The sequence below is a fragment of the Caulobacter sp. 05T431 genome (assembly GCF_056665975.1).
Genome location: NZ_JBFTKU010000007.1, coordinates 180576 through 194303, shown reverse-complemented (window position 1 = coordinate 194303; position 13728 = coordinate 180576). Strand labels below are relative to the sequence as shown.

The 13728-nt window shown below is 70.0% G+C and carries 15 protein-coding genes and 1 pseudogene; 12 read left to right on the top strand and 4 right to left on the bottom strand.

What is annotated here, in order from left to right:
* Positions 1–10: 10 nt before the first annotated feature.
* Positions 11–424, bottom strand: coding sequence for a protease inhibitor I42 family protein (locus AC1U89_RS09130; protein ID WP_479899396.1), 414 nt, complete (start codon positions 422–424; stop codon positions 11–13).
* 236 nt (positions 425–660) lie between these two features.
* Between AC1U89_RS09130 and groES the strand changes: the two genes are divergently transcribed.
* Positions 661–951 (top strand): co-chaperone GroES, encoded by a 291-nt coding sequence (gene groES / locus AC1U89_RS09125; protein WP_028037871.1) that lies wholly within the window; start codon positions 661–663, stop codon positions 949–951.
* A gap of 59 nt (positions 952–1010) precedes the next feature.
* On the top strand, positions 1011–2654 hold the full coding sequence (gene groL / locus AC1U89_RS09120; RefSeq protein ID WP_479899395.1) for a chaperonin GroEL: 1644 nt from the start codon (positions 1011–1013) through the stop codon (positions 2652–2654).
* Between the two features lie 221 nt (positions 2655–2875).
* Here the strand turns inward: groL and AC1U89_RS09115 are convergent, their stop codons facing one another.
* The gene (locus AC1U89_RS09115) at positions 2876–3901 is read right to left on the bottom strand and encodes a LacI family DNA-binding transcriptional regulator (RefSeq protein ID WP_479899394.1); all 1026 of its coding nucleotides are present in this window, start codon (positions 3899–3901) and stop codon (positions 2876–2878) included.
* A gap of 119 nt (positions 3902–4020) precedes the next feature.
* On the opposite strand from AC1U89_RS09115, the gene AC1U89_RS09110 reads away from it, so the two are divergent.
* The 4 genes from AC1U89_RS09110 to AC1U89_RS09095 all read left to right on the top strand — a co-directional run bounded on the left by AC1U89_RS09110 (position 4021) and on the right by AC1U89_RS09095 (position 6631).
* Entirely contained in the window at positions 4021–5226 is a 1206-nt protein-coding gene (locus tag AC1U89_RS09110) for an acyltransferase family protein (protein ID WP_479899393.1), read from the top strand.
* Between the two features lie 73 nt (positions 5227–5299).
* Positions 5300–5428, top strand: coding sequence for a hypothetical protein (locus AC1U89_RS09105; RefSeq protein WP_231499398.1), 129 nt, complete (start codon positions 5300–5302; stop codon positions 5426–5428).
* Positions 5429–5531: 103 nt separating this feature from the next.
* A complete protein-coding gene (locus AC1U89_RS09100; protein WP_479899392.1) occupies positions 5532–5678 on the top strand; it encodes a hypothetical protein in 147 nt (48 codons plus the stop codon).
* A gap of 95 nt (positions 5679–5773) precedes the next feature.
* A complete protein-coding gene (locus AC1U89_RS09095; RefSeq protein ID WP_479899391.1) occupies positions 5774–6631 on the top strand; it encodes a TonB family protein in 858 nt (285 codons plus the stop codon).
* On the opposite strand, the gene AC1U89_RS09090 is transcribed toward AC1U89_RS09095, so the two are convergent.
* On the bottom strand, positions 6628–7173 hold the full coding sequence (locus AC1U89_RS09090; protein ID WP_479899390.1) for a hypothetical protein: 546 nt from the start codon (positions 7171–7173) through the stop codon (positions 6628–6630). The two genes, AC1U89_RS09095 and AC1U89_RS09090, sit on opposite strands and share 4 nt — an antisense overlap.
* 121 nt (positions 7174–7294) lie before the next feature.
* On the opposite strand from AC1U89_RS09090, the gene AC1U89_RS09085 reads away from it, so the two are divergent.
* The 3 genes from AC1U89_RS09085 to AC1U89_RS09075 all read left to right on the top strand — a co-directional run bounded on the left by AC1U89_RS09085 (position 7295) and on the right by AC1U89_RS09075 (position 10025).
* On the top strand, positions 7295–7609 hold the full coding sequence (locus AC1U89_RS09085; RefSeq protein ID WP_479899389.1) for a hypothetical protein: 315 nt from the start codon (positions 7295–7297) through the stop codon (positions 7607–7609).
* A 153-nt stretch (positions 7610–7762) separates the two neighbouring features.
* Positions 7763–8641 carry a dioxygenase family protein gene (locus AC1U89_RS09080; protein ID WP_479899388.1) on the top strand — a complete coding sequence of 293 codons (879 nt, stop codon included), beginning with the start codon at positions 7763–7765 and terminating at the stop codon, positions 8639–8641.
* 217 nt (positions 8642–8858) lie between these two features.
* On the top strand, positions 8859–10025 hold the full coding sequence (locus AC1U89_RS09075) for a DUF3089 domain-containing protein (protein WP_479899387.1): 1167 nt from the start codon (positions 8859–8861) through the stop codon (positions 10023–10025).
* 158 nt (positions 10026–10183) lie between these two features.
* Here the strand turns inward: AC1U89_RS09075 and AC1U89_RS09070 are convergent, their stop codons facing one another.
* On the bottom strand, positions 10184–10363 hold the full coding sequence (locus tag AC1U89_RS09070) for a DUF1328 domain-containing protein (RefSeq protein WP_029908246.1): 180 nt from the start codon (positions 10361–10363) through the stop codon (positions 10184–10186).
* Positions 10364–10511: 148 nt separating this feature from the next.
* Here AC1U89_RS09070 and cobT point away from each other — a divergent pair, with 148 nt between their 5' ends.
* The 3 genes and pseudogenes from cobT to AC1U89_RS09055 form a co-directional block, all read left to right on the top strand.
* A complete protein-coding gene (gene cobT, locus AC1U89_RS09065) occupies positions 10512–12440 on the top strand; it encodes a cobaltochelatase subunit CobT (protein WP_479899386.1) in 1929 nt (642 codons plus the stop codon).
* A complete protein-coding gene (locus AC1U89_RS09060) occupies positions 12437–13495 on the top strand; it encodes an esterase-like activity of phytase family protein (RefSeq protein WP_479899385.1) in 1059 nt (352 codons plus the stop codon). Before cobT ends, AC1U89_RS09060 begins: the two co-directional genes overlap by 4 nt.
* 108 nt (positions 13496–13603) lie before the next feature.
* Positions 13604–13726, top strand: a pseudogene (locus tag AC1U89_RS09055) (hypothetical protein); the annotation flags it as partial.
* Positions 13727–13728: the final 2 nt, after the last annotated feature.

Genomic DNA, 13728 nt, shown 5'->3' with positions numbered 1-13728 from the left:
GCGCCGGGCTTCAGCGCACGCGGATATGGAACACCACCCGGCGGTCGCCGGGGGCGTCGGGCTCCCACGGGCGCTTGAGCGTGAAGGATAGGTCGCCCCGGCCCCGCGCCGCGGCGGTGTAGCGATAGACCGTCCGCACCGGCGCGCCCGGCGCCTTGGCCTGGGTCTCGAAGCTGGAGCCGCCCGCCAGCAGGGGCGAGGGGTCCTGGTCCGGCCGCCAGCCATAGCCCGTGCCGGCCGTCAGGGGCAGGGCGATCTCCAGGTCCTGGCCGCTGACCAGCTCGACCGTCCCGGCGTCGGCGTCGACGTCGGTCACGGTGCGCACGGGCAGGGTGACGTCGCTGGCGCAGGCGCCCAGGGCGAGCAGGGCGGCGAGGGCCGGGCCGGCCAGGAGGGAGGCGGTCAGGAGGGGGATGCTCTTCATGCGCCGTCCTCGTGTTGATCGTCCTGACCCAACGCTTCTGAGCCGGCTTTCCGTCCGCCGTCCGGGCTTGGACGGCTTTCGCCCACAGCAAATCGACGTCCGGCGTCCTTGACTCCCCCGGGGGGCGGTCCTAACTCCTGCCCGGCGTTGGCACTCGATGGGAGCGACTGCTAACAGCGACGCTCCCCGCTGGCCTGACGAACCATAATTTAAAACCGTCCCGACGGAGAAGACTCATGAAATTTCGCCCTCTCGGCGACCGCGTCCTGGTGAAGCGCGTCGAAGAAGAAACCAAGACCAAGGGCGGGATCATCATCCCCGACACCGCCAAGGAAAAGCCGCAGGAAGGCGAAGTCGTCGCCGTCGGCCCCGGCGCCCGCAACGACAAGGGCGACATCGTCGCCCTGGACGTGAAGGCCGGCGACCGCATCCTGTTCGGCAAGTGGTCCGGCACCGAAGTGAAGGTGGACGGCCAGGACCTGCTGATCATGAAGGAAAGCGACGTCCTGGGCATCGTCGAGGCCTAAGGCCCGGCTGAACGCTCGACCGCTTCCTCTCCAAGTTTCTCTTTTAGAAGGGCTCTCAAATGGCCGCTAAAGACGTTTATTTCTCCTCGGACGCGCGCGACAAGATGCTGCGCGGCGTCAACATCCTCGCCAACGCGGTGAAGGTGACCCTGGGCCCCAAGGGCCGCAACGTCGTGATCGAAAAGTCCTTCGGCGCCCCGCGCTCGACCAAGGACGGCGTCTCGGTCGCCAAGGAAATCGAACTGGCTGACAAGTTCGAGAACCTCGGCGCGCAGATGATCCGCGAAGTCGCCAGCAAGACCAACGACAAGGCCGGCGACGGCACCACCACCGCCACCGTGCTGGCGCAAGCCATCGTCCAGGAAGGCCTCAAGTCGGTCGCCGCCGGCATGAACCCGATGGACCTGAAGCGCGGCATCGACAAGGCCGTGGCCGTCGTCGTCGACGAGATCAAGAAGTCCTCGAAGAAGGTCACGACCAACGCTGAAATCGCCCAGGTCGGCACCATCTCGGCCAACGGCGACAAGGAAGTGGGCGACATGATCGCTCGCGCCATGGACAAGGTCGGCAACGAAGGCGTCATCACCGTCGAGGAAGCCAAGACCGCCGAGACCGAACTCGACGTCGTCGAAGGCATGCAGTTCGACCGCGGCTACCTGTCGCCGTACTTCATCACCAACGCCGACAAGATGGAAGTTCAGCTCGAAGAGCCGCTCATCCTGCTGTTCGAAAAGAAGCTGTCCTCGCTGCAGCCGCTGCTGCCGGTGCTGGAAGCCGTCGTCCAGTCGGGCCGTCCGCTGSTGATCATCGCCGARGACGTCGAGGGCGAAGCCCTGGCMACSCTGGTGGTCAACAAGCTGCGCGGCGGTCTCCGCGTCGCCGCCGTCAAGGCCCCGGGCTTCGGCGATCGCCGCAAGGCCATGCTGGAAGACATCGCCATCCTGACCGGCGCTCAAGTCGTCAGCGAAGACCTGGGCATCAAGCTCGAGAACGTCTCGCTCGACATGCTGGGCAAGGCCAAGAAGGTCTCGATCACCAAGGACGACACCACCATCGTGGACGGCGTCGGTGAGAAGTCGGCCATCGAGGCCCGCATCTCGCAGATCAAGAAGCAGATCGAGGACACCACCTCGGACTACGACAAGGAAAAGCTGCAAGAGCGTCTGGCCAAGCTGGCCGGCGGCGTCGCGGTCATCCGCGTCGGCGGCTCGACCGAAGTCGAGGTGAAGGAAAAGAAGGACCGCGTCGACGACGCCCTGAACGCGACCCGCGCGGCCGCCGATGAAGGCATCGTTCCCGGCGGCGGCACCGCCCTGCTGAAGGCCTCGAAGGCGCTGGCGACCCTCACGGGCGACAACGACGACCAGACCGCCGGCATCGCCATCGTCCGTCGCGCCCTGCAGGCCCCGATCCGTCAGATCGCCGAGAACGCCGGCGTCGAAGGCTCGATCGTGGTCGGCAAGATCCTCGAGAAGGACGACGCCACCTTCGGCTTCAACGCCCAGACCGAGCAGTATGTCGACCTGGTCGCCGACGGCGTCATCGACCCGGCCAAGGTTGTCCGCACGGCTCTGCAAGACGCCGCTTCGGTCGCCGGCCTGCTGATCACCACCGAAGCCGCCATCGTCGAAGCGCCCAAGAAGAGCGCTCCGGCCGGCGGCCCTCCCGGCGGCATGGGCGGCATGGGCGACATGGACTTCTAAGTCCAAGTCAGCTCAGCTGATGAATGAGGGCGGGACCGAAAGGTCCCGCCCTTTTTCTTTGGGTTCCGTATCCCTCTCCCCTTGTGGGAGAGGGTGGCCCCACGAAGTGGGGTCGGGTGAGGGGTCTCTCAGAATTTTCCGGATAGGGCTTTCGACCCCTCATCCGTCGGCTTCGCCGACACCTTCTCCCGCAAGGGGAGAAGGACTTTGGAAAGCTGGACCTACGTCGACGCCCGCTCCACCAGCACATGCGGCTCCAGCACGTCCACCGGCGGCGCCTCCGGCCCCTGGCGCAGGGCGTCCAGCAGCAGGTCCAGGGCCCGGGCGGTCATGCGGTCGATCGGCTGGCGCACCGTGGTCAGGGACGGCCAGACGCGGGTGGCCAGCAGGGTGTCGTCGAACCCCGTCACGGCCAGGTCGCGGGGCAGGACCAGGCCGCGCCGGTGGGCGATCCACAGCACGGCCGCGGCCATGTCGTCATTGGCCGCGACGATCGCGTCGGGCGGCTCGGCCAGGTCCAGCAGCCGCTCGGCGGCCTCCAGTCCGGACTCGAAGGTGAAGCGGCCCTCGACCACCAACGCGTCCCGCAGGGGCAGGCCGGCCGCCGCCAGGGCCTCGCGACAGCCCAGCAGGCGCTCGGCGCTGTCGGAGTGGTCGTGCGGCCCCGCGATGACCGCGATCCGCCGGCGGCCCTTGGCGATCAGCAGGTCCGTCACCGCGCGCGAGGCGGCGCGGTTGTCGATGCGGACCGTCGACAGGCCGGGCAGGGGCGCGGCCGTGGCGATCGCGGCGGCGGCCAGGCCCAGGGCCTGGAAGCGGACCGAGCCGGCCATCGCGGTGTCGAAGGGCGGCAGCAGCAGCAGGGCGTCGGCGCCGGCCTCCTGCAGGGCGCGGGCGACGGCCAGGGCGTGCTCCGGCGAGTCGGCCTTGCGGGCCATCAGCTGCAGGCCGCGCTCGGCGCTGGCCACGGCCGTGGCCGCCAGCACGCCGTCGATGAACAGGCTGTCGACCCCGGCGTACAGCAGGCCGACCCGGGCGGGCGTCGCCCCCACCAGCCGCCGCGCGGCCGAGTTGGGCACGTAGCCCAGCTCGGCGATGGCGGCCAGCACCCGCTCGCGGGTCTCGCGGCCGAACTTGCCGGTGTCGTTGAAGACGTTCGACACCGTCATGGCCGACACCCCGGCGCGGGCGGCCACCGCCTTGATCGTCACCCGTCCGGCCTGGCCGGTCCGGCGTCCCCGGCTCATCGCTTCGGCCTCCCCGTCAAAGCGCTCAAAAACTGTCTTGCGGTTTAACGATAAACCCAAGAAGCCTTCCGGGCGACCCGCAAACGGGAGCCGCCAACGAAGTCCGGGGGAAACACCAAATGACCGCCTCACCCGCCGTTCCGTCCCCTGGGGCGACCGCGACCGACGCGACCGCGCCGGCCAAGAGCCACTACGTCATCCTGGACGGGCTGCGCGGCGTGGCCTCGCTGATGGTGGTCGTCTTCCACCTGTTCGAGGCCTACAGCGGCGGCGATCCGCAGAAGCAGATCGTCAACCACGGCTACCTGGCGGTGGACTTCTTCTTCCTGCTGTCGGGCTTCGTGATCGCCTATGCCTATGACGACCGCTGGGCGGGCATGGGCCAGTGGGACTTCTACAAGCGCCGACTGGTCCGGCTGCAGCCGATGATCATCGTCGGCGGCCTGATCGGCGCGGCGCTGCTGGGCTTCCAGCACTTCTCGCTGTTCCCCAAGCTGGAGACCGTCACCGCCTGGCAGGTGGTCGGGGTGCTGCTGCTGAGCTTCGTGATGATCCCGCTGCGGCCATCGGCCGAGATCCGCGGCTGGGGCGAGATCTATCCGCTGAACGGCCCGCAGTGGTCGCTGTTCTACGAGTACATCGCCAACATCCTCTACGCCGTGGGCCTGCGGAAGCTGTCCAACCGCGCCCTGGGCGTGCTGGTGGGCCTGGCGGGACTGGCGACGGTACACCTGCTGGTCACCGGCCCTCGGGGCGACCTGATCGGCGGCTGGGCGCTGGACGCCAACGGCGTCCGCATCGGCCTGACCCGCGTGGTCTTCCCGTTCTTCGCGGGCGTCCTGCTGATGCGGCTGGGCAAGCGGATCAAGGTCGGGAACGCCTTCGCGGTCTGCAGCCTGCTGCTGATCGTCGCCCTGGCCCTGCCGCGCTTCGGCGGCAAGGCGCTGTGGGTCAACGGCCTGTACGAGGCCGCCTGCGTGATCCTGCTGTTCCCGCTGATCGTGGCGATCGGGGCCGGCGAGAAGGACGCCGACGGGCCGTCGGTGCGGATCGCCCGCTTCTTCGGCGACCTGTCGTACCCGCTCTACATCACCCACTATCCGCTGATCTACATCTACACCGGCTGGGTCATCGACAAGAAGGTCCCGCCCGCCCAGGGCGCCCTGCTGGGGACCGGGGTGTTCGTCGTCGCCGTCGCGATCGCCTGGGCCTGCCTCAAGCTCTATGACGAGCCCGTGCGCCGCTGGCTGGCGGGCAAGCTCCTGGCCGGCGGGTTCCGTAAGCGGACGGCCGCGCTTGTGGATAACCGATCACGCTCGCGTTAACACATGCAGCGAAATTATGGCCAAGCCCGTTCCTGACTCCGCGAACGCATGCGGCGTTCCTGGAGGGCAGGACATGGCGCGTCACGAGATTCACGGGTTCCGCGACCGGCGCTCGCCGCGTCCGGTCTTCATCGTCCTGGGGCTGGGCTTGTGGCTGATCCTGGGCGTGGTCAGCCAGGCGGCGTTCCAGGTGCTGGGCTGATCGACACTCTCTTTGCGAGAGTATTTATCTGTATGAATTCAAGGGTTGCAGGCGTACAGTTCCCCTGAGGCGCGCGTTCGACGCGTCCGCAGGGAGAAACGCGATGGGTTACCCGCTTCCCCGCCGTGCGCCCAGGACCCGTCGCCCGCCCGAACCCCGCCTGCCGGCGATCAACCTGGTCATGGGCGGCGTGGCCCTGTGGCTGATCCTGGGCATCGCCGCCCAGGTCGCGATCCGCCTGGTCCGCTGAGCGTCGCCTCGCCGTCCGCGTCCAGGCCATTGTTGAAGACGTCCGATCCGCATACCTAAGCTTGAGTTGCAGCGGGCGTGTTCGGGGGCGGAATCTTGACGATCTGGATCGTGGCGGCGATGGCCGTCGCCGTGAGCACGTCGGCGACCAAGGCCGAAGAGGTCAATTGCCCGATCGGCGGCGATCCGAAGGTGGCCGCTACGCGCCCCGACTGGCTGCGGCCGCCGACGGGGGACGAGATGCAGTGGGCCTATCCGCCCAAGGCCGCCGCCCAGAACATCGCCGGCAGGGCGATCATCAGCTGCCAGGTCCAGCTGGACGGCACGCTGGCCGACTGCGTGGTCAAGGACGAGACGCCCAAGGCCATGGGCTTCGGCGAGGCCGCGCTCAGCCTGGCGCCGGTGATGCGGTTCAAGCCGGCCACCCGCTGCGGGGCGCCGGTCGTCGCGCCGGTGACCGTCCCGCTGGTGTTCAGCGTGCCGCAGGACCCGAAGCCGGCGGAGGGGCCGCCCCCGCCGCCCGAGGCGGTCGCCTTGGCGCGCCGGCTGCTGACGGCGATGGGCATGGAGGATGACTACGGCCACGTGGTCGTGAACGGCCTCGAGGCCCAGGTCTACGACGCCACCGACGAGGCCACCACCCTGACCGCCGACCAGCGACGGGCCGTCCATGACGCGGCGACCGACGCCTGGGCCGGCCTGCGCGAGGAGACGTTCAACGCGATAAGCGTCTCGGTCGCGCGGCAGCTGGACCCGGCCGACCTCAAGGCCATCCTGGCCTTCTATGAGAGTCCGGTCGGGCAACGGATGGTCCAGCGCCAGCCGCTGATCAACACCGCGATCCTGGGCGAGCTGAGCGTGATCGCCCCCAAGATCCAGGATCAGTTCGACGCGATCTACTGCCGCAAGGTCGGCAACTGCGATGTGAAGAAGGCGCTGGACGCCCTGCACTAGGGGCGCGCGGGCGGGCCCGGATATCGCCGTCCCGGTCGCGCGCCGTCCGCCCCGATGGGCGGGGCGTTTCCGCCCCAGGCGTCCCAGCAGGCGTCCTTCTCCTCCGGCGTCATGTTCTCGTCCGACTGGCCCAGGCACGCGCGCTTGTAGCGGCGGTCCTCGGCCGCCTCCCAGGCGCGTCGGGCCCGGCGGGCCGTCTTGGGATCCAGATACTCGCCGCCGCCCACCCGCCAGCGCGGCTCGACGCTTGAGGACAGGTCGGCGTCCGGTGGCGCGGCGKGCAGGACCAGCGGGGCGATGTCGGACGGCGGCGCTTCAAGGCGGGAAGGGGCCGGGGCGGGGGCGCCGGCACGGCGGGCCGGTGCTGGCCGTCGGCGCTCCAGCGGGACGGCGCGAGGCTCCAGGGCGACCACCACGGTGGGTGGCTCGGCCATCGGCGGCGTCCGGCGCTCCAGGGTCAGCAGGGCCAGCAGGCCGACATTGATCGCCAGGCCCGCTCCGCCCGCCGCCAGCCGCGTCCGCCAGGGTCTCCGCGCGGCCATCGGTCGCCTCCGCCCGCCTTGCGCCCGAAGGTTGCGTCGCGCGGCCCGGCCGATTTACGGCGACGCTTGGACCAATTGCGGCGGCGCTTGAGCCGCCGCGCGAAATCGCTAAACCGGACGCATGTTCCGCCAGCGCCCCGACGCCGATCTGATCGTTCAAGGCTGGGTCGTCGGCGTGATGGTCGAGATGGCCGGCGAGCGCCTGCCCGTCCGCCACTACTTCGCCGTCGGCAAGCCCGACCGCGCCCAGGCCGAATGGGCCGCCGTCGACCTGGCCATGCAGGCCGGCCCCGTCGCCTCCAGCCCGTCGGGCGGCCGCGAACCGGTCGAGGCCCTGCGCGAGGTGGTCGCCTACCGGATGCGCGAACTGGGCCTGAAACCCGGCGAAGCCCGGGCCCTGGGCGACAAGTTCCCGAGGCGCTGGTTGCCGGCGTGACGGCCGGGGACATGCCCTTGGGCGTGTCCCCAGACCTTGGCTCGGCGCGTTTGTTGGGGACACGCACGAGCGCATGTCCCCGGCCACAGGTGTATCGTCGGTCGAAACATCCGCGACACACGGCCGTAGCGCCTTCGTTCCAGAACGTCCGCCATGACTGAACCCACCAACCCCGCCCGCCGCCGCCTGCTGACCCTGGCCGGCGCCGCGCCCCTGGTGCTGGGCGCGACCTCCGCCTGCAGCGAGCCCGCCTCGGCGCCCGTCGCCGGCAAGGTCTGTCGCCTGACGCCCCAGGTCACCCAAGGACCSTACTGGTTCGATCCCAAGCTCGACCGGTCGGACGTCACCGAGGGCAAGCCCGGGGTCCCCGTGCGGGTGGCGGTCACCGTGGTCGACGGCGGCTGCCGGCCGATCCGGGGCGCGCGGGTGGACCTCTGGCACTGCGACGCGGCGGGGATCTATTCCGGCTACGAGGGCCAGGGCGACGATCACCGGACCGGCGCGAAGGGCAAGACCTTCCTGCGTGGGGCGCAAATCACCGACGCCGAGGGCCGCGCGGCGTTCCGCAGCATCTGGCCCGGTTGGTACGAGGGCCGCACCCCGCACATGCACCTGAAGGTGTTCCTGGACGCCCGCACGGTGCTGACCAGCCAGCTGTTCGTGCCCGACGCGCTGTCGGAGTGGCTGTACGAGAACGTCCCGGCCTATCGCCGGCCCCGCCGGCGCGACACCTTCAACCGCCAGGACGGCATCGCCCTGCAGGGCGGCGAGGCCATGGTCGCGGCGGTCCGCGAGTTGAAGGAGGGCTATGAACTGGCCCTGACCCTGGGCGTCGATCCGGCCGCCGACTGGAAGGACCAGGGCTTTGGGCCCGGTGGGCCCATGGGCGGACCGCCGCCCGGTGGTTTCCCGGACGGTCCTCCGCCCGGACCTCCGCCGGGTGGCGGTCCTCCCGAAGGCGGCTTCGGTCCGCCGCGACGCGAGGCGCTGACGGGCGAGGCTCGGCTGAAGGCGATCGTGCCGGGGAGCTGATCTTCCCTCGGATTCAAAAACGGTTGTCATCCCGGAAGCCCCGCAGGGGCTGTCCGGGACCCAGGGGACTGGGCGAAGGCGGTGCGGTTCACCTGGGTCCCGGACAAGCGCTGCGCGCTTTCCGGGATGACAACATTTATGCGACGCGAAAGGCGCCTTCCCTTATCCCGCTACCCAAGCCATCCTCCGCGCCAAACAAACGTTGGAGGGGTAGGGGATGTCACGCAAGCTGTGGGCCGCGCTGGGCCTGATCACGACCTTGGGCCTGAGCACGGCCGCCTGCGCCCAGCCGGCGCCCGCCGGTCCGGCCACGCCGAACGACTACACCAAGGACGAGGCCTGGCTGTGCCGCCCCGGCCGCGCCGACGCCTGCACCGGCGACCAGAGCGCCACGGTGGTCCAGGCCGACGGGAAGACCAGCGTCGAGACCTTCAAGGCCGATCCCAACGCCCCCATCGACTGCTTCTACGTCTATCCGACGGTGTCCAGCGACCCGGGCGGCAACAGCGACATGACGCCGGACCTGCCGGAAAAGGCCGTGGCCGACCAGCAGTTCGCCCGCTTCGGTTCGGTCTGCAAGCTGTACGCCCCCAGCTACCGCCAGGTGACCATCGCGGCCCTGCGTAAGCTGATGATGGGCCAGGCCTMGACCGGCGACGGCGAGCTGGCCTATGCCGATGTGCGCGACGCCTGGAAGGACTACCTGGCCCGCGACAACCACGGCCGCGGCGTGGTCCTGATCGGCCACAGCCAGGGCTCGCGCATCCTGCTGCGGCTGATCAAGGAGGAGATCGACGGCAAGCCGGTGCAGAAGCAGGTGGTCTCGGCCCTGATCCTGGGCATGAACACGCCGGTCGACCCGGCCAAGGACGCCTATGGCTCGCTGCCCCTGTGCCGCAAGGCCGGCCAGACCGGCTGCGTGATCAGCTACGTCTCGTTCCGCGCCGACGTGCCGCCGCCGGCGACCAGCAAGTTCTTCGGCAAGGTGGCCGAACCGGGCATGAAGGCCGCCTGCGTCAACCCGGCGGCCCTGGCCGGCGGCTCGGCCACGGTCCACAGCTACTTCAGCGACCGCACGATCATGGGCACGGCCATGCGCCCGGCCACGGTCTGGGCCAAGGACGTGACGGTCTCGACGCCGTTCGTGGAACTGCCGGGCCTGGTCTCGGCCGAATGCGTCAGCCAGGGCGGTTTCGACTACCTGGCCGTGACGGTGCATCCCGACAAGGCCGATCCCCGCGCCGACAACATCCCCGGCGACCTGCTGGTGATGGGCCAGCCCCTGAAGGACTGGGGCCTGCACCTGGTGGACGTGAACCTGACGATGGGGGACCTGGTGTCGGTCGTGGGCGAGCAGTCGAAGGCCTATACGGCGGCCAAGTAGGTCAGCAGCTCACCCACTTGCCCCCTACGGATCGCTTCGCGATCGTCTTCCCCCATAGGGGGAAGAGGTCACGCGCTTTCGGCCTCCGCCCCCTATGGGGGCGGACAGACCGCGAAGCGGTCAGGTGGGGGTAAGTACGGGTCAGCTGATGCTGTGGATCACTCCCTGGTCACGCTCTTGAACACCGTCACGCCCAGCACGGCGAAGATGATGAAGCCGATCAGGAACAGGAAGAACAGGATCTTGGCGATGCCCGCGGCCGCGCCGGCGATGCCGGTGAAGCCCAGGGCGCCGGCGATCAGGGCGATGACCGCCAGGATGATGGCCCACTTCAACATGGTCGTTTCCTCAACACGTTCGGCCCGCCCGTCGCGAGCTTCGCCAAGGCAAACGCGGCCTGCACTTTCAATGTTCCTTTGTTGCAGTTCCCCTTGGTCCGCCCCAGCCGGCCTTGTGTTCGCCGCCCCGGGTGGGTAACCCATTTCCATGGCCTCCAAGCCCGAAAGCCCGACGGAACCCTTCAAGCGCGCCCTGGCCCACGCGGCGCGGTCGCTCGCCGAGACGCCCGACCTGGAGGTGGTGTTCTCGGGCGAGGGACCCAGCCTGGTCGGCAACCGGGCGGTGCTGCCGCATCCGCCGCGCGACCTCAATTCCAAGGAAGCCGCCCGCATCCGCGGCCTGGCCGACCAGATGGCCCTGCGGCTGGCCCATCACGACCCGGTCTCGCACGCCCGCGCCCGCCCCGGCTCGCCCGACGGCCAGGCGGCCTTCGAGGCCATCGAGCAGGCGCGGATCGAGGCGATCGGCTCCAACAACCTGGGCGGCGTGCGCGCCAACCTGACGGCCGCGCTGGAGGCCCGCCTCGAGAAACAGGGCCTGACCCGCGCCGTCGCCACCGACCGCCAGTCCGCCCCCATGGCCGAGATCTTGTCGCTGATGGTGCGCGAGCGCCTGACCGGCGACGCCCCGCCCGACGGCGCCAAGGCCCTGGTCGACATCCTGCGCGCCGACATCGAGTCCAAGGCCGGCAAGGACCTGGACCGCCTGGCCGCCGCCATCGACGACCAGGCCGCCTTCGCCAAGGTCACCCGCGAGATCCTGCGCGACCTGGACCTGGGCGAGGACATGTCCGACGCCACCGAACAGTCCGACGAGGACGAAGGCGACGAGGACCAGAACACCGAGGCCTCCGAGGACGACAGCGGCGAAGGCGAGGGCGAGCAGTCCGACGGCGCCCAGCCCGAACAGGCCGAGACCTCGGACCGCGAGTCCGAGGCCGGCGACGAGGAGATGGTCCAGTCCGAGCAGGACGGCGACCCCGAGGACACCGAGGAAGCGCCCGAGATGGGCGACGGCGCCAAGCCCGCCCGTCCCGATCCCGGCCAGGGCGGGGCCGGCGAGCCGCCGTACAAGGTGTTCACCACGGCCTATGACGAGGTGGTGCCGGCCGAGGACCTGTGCGACGCCGACGAGCTGACCCGCCTGCGCGCCTATCTGGACCAGCAGCTGGCGGCCTTCTCCAGCGTGGTCTCGCGCCTGGCCAACAAGCTGCAGCGCCGCCTGCTGGCCCAGCAGAACCGCGCCTGGACCTTCGACCTGGAGGAGGGGATGCTGGACGTCGCCCGCCTGACCCGGGTGATCGTCGACCCCACCGCGCCGCTCTCCTTCAAGCAGGAGGAGGACGTCGAGTTCCGCGACACGGTCGTGACCCTGCTGATCGACAATTCCGGCTCGATGCGCGGCCGGCCGATCATGGTGGCGGCGGTCTGCGCCGACATCCTGGCCCGCACGCTGGAGCGCTGCGCGGTCAAGGTCGAGGTGCTGGGTTTCACCACCCGCGCCTGGAAGGGCGGCAGCGCCCGCGACGAGTGGATCAAGGCCGGCAAGCCGCCCGCGCCGGGCCGCCTGAACGACCTGCGCCATATCATCTACAAGAGCGCCKACGCGCCCTGGCGCCGGGCCCGCAAGAACCTGGGCCTGATGATGCGCGAGGGTCTCCTCAAGGAGAACATCGACGGCGAGGCCCTGATGTGGGCCCACCAGCGCCTGGTCGGCCGGCCCGAAGCCCGCCGCATTCTGATGGTGATCTCGGACGGAGCGCCGGTGGACGACTCCACTCTCAGCGTCAATTCGGGCCACTATCTGGAGCGCCACTTGCGGCAGGTGATCGCCGAGATCGAGACCAAGAGCCCGGTCGAGCTGATCGCCGTCGGCATCGGCCACGACGTGACGCGCTATTACCGCCGGGCGGTGACCATCGTCGATGTCGAGCAGCTGGGCGGCGCCCTGGTCGATCAGCTGGCCGGGCTGTTCGACGAGGAGCCCAAAGCCGTCAAGCGCGCCCGGGGGCTGCTGGCCGCTCCGCCAACCGTTCAGCCTTCGCAGCCCAAGGCGGCGCGCAAGGTCCCCGCGTGATCGGACTGCGCGGCTTCCTCGTCCTGGGCCTGGTGTCGGTGGCGCTGGGCCAGTGCGCCAAGGCCCCGCCGCAGCCGGCCGTGCTGCCGGTCGCCCCGGTCAAGGTCGGGCCCGAGATCAACCTGACGACCACGCCCGTGCCGCTGAGTTCGGCCAATCCGCCGCCCGTCTCCATCGGCCGCTTCGTCTACGCCGGCGGCATCGCCATCAGCAGCCCCGACACCCAGCGGCTGCACGGCCTGTCGGACCTGAAGTTCGGCCCCGACGGCGGGCTGGTGGCGATCAGCGACGACGGCGACCTGTTCGAGGCCAGGCTGAAGCTGGACGAGACCGGCCGCCTGGTCGGCCTGACGGACGGCAAGCTGCAACCGCTCAAGGGCCTGGACGGCCAGCCGCTGCAGGGCAAGGCCCAGTCCGACGCCGAGGGCCTGGCGATCCTGCCCAACGGCGACCGCCTGGTCAGCTTCGAGCGCGAGCACCGCATCTGGCTGTATCCGCGCCTGGCCGACGGGACCTACGGAACGCCCCGCGCGGTCAACAAGCCGGCCACCACCTTCCCCGACAACGAGGGGATGGAGGCCCTGACCGCCTATCCGATCGCCGGCCCCGACGCCTATCTGGTGGGCGGCGAGGAGGGCGAGGTGTGGCTGTGCCGGCTGTCGGTCCCGTGCGCGACCCTGGCCCCGCAGTCGCCGCCGGATTTCACTTGGGGCCTGACCAGCTTCGCGGCCTTCCAGGGCCAGGCGGTCGCCGCCCTCTACCGCGCCTACGACCCGATCCGGGGCTGGCGCGGCCAGGTGCGGTTCGTGGTCGATCCCCGCGCGCCCGCCGCCAAGCAGGTCCTGGCCGCGTCCCTGACCCTGGACGGCGCGACCACCCGCGACAATTTCGAGGGGATCGCCCTGAGCACCGGCCCGTCCGGCGCGACGCGGGTCTACATCCTGTCGGACGACAACGACGCCCCGCAGGAGCGCACCCTGCTGATGGCCTTCGACTGGACCGCCGCGCCGCCGCCTCCGCCGGCGCCGCCCAAGCCGGTGAAGAAGCGGCGGTAGAGGCGCCCACCAGAACCGTCTCTCTTGGAGAGAGGGAGGGGCCCATGGCGAAGCCATGGGAGGGTGAGTGGTTACGCTCTTTCAGGATGAGACTCTGACAGTGACGGCATGTGCGTCGATCGCGGAGGCGGCGGCTCAACAGCCCTGGATTTTCCGGTGAGCGGTGGAACCACTCACCCTCCCACCGCTTCGCGGCGGGCCCCTCCCTCTCTCAAAGAGAGAGGGGTTCCGAG

Bases quoted from the DNA above. Each gene is read 5' to 3' on its own strand.
- AC1U89_RS09115 (WP_479899394.1), bottom strand. From the start codon at position 3,901: ATGAGCCGGGGACGCCGGACCGGCCAGGCCGGACGGGTGACGATCAAG.
- groES (WP_028037871.1), top strand. From the start codon at position 661: ATGAAATTTCGCCCTCTCGGCGACCGCGTCCTGGTGAAGCGCGTCGAA.
- AC1U89_RS09085 (WP_479899389.1), top strand. From the start codon at position 7,295: ATGTTCCGCCAGCGCCCCGACGCCGATCTGATCGTTCAAGGCTGGGTC.
- AC1U89_RS09070 (WP_029908246.1), bottom strand. From the start codon at position 10,363: ATGTTGAAGTGGGCCATCATCCTGGCGGTCATCGCCCTGATCGCCGGC.
- AC1U89_RS09130 (WP_479899396.1), bottom strand. From the start codon at position 424: ATGAAGAGCATCCCCCTCCTGACCGCCTCCCTCCTGGCCGGCCCGGCC.
- AC1U89_RS09105 (WP_231499398.1), top strand. From the start codon at position 5,300: ATGGCGCGTCACGAGATTCACGGGTTCCGCGACCGGCGCTCGCCGCGT.
- AC1U89_RS09100 (WP_479899392.1), top strand. From the start codon at position 5,532: ATGGGTTACCCGCTTCCCCGCCGTGCGCCCAGGACCCGTCGCCCGCCC.
- AC1U89_RS09110 (WP_479899393.1), top strand. From the start codon at position 4,021: ATGACCGCCTCACCCGCCGTTCCGTCCCCTGGGGCGACCGCGACCGAC.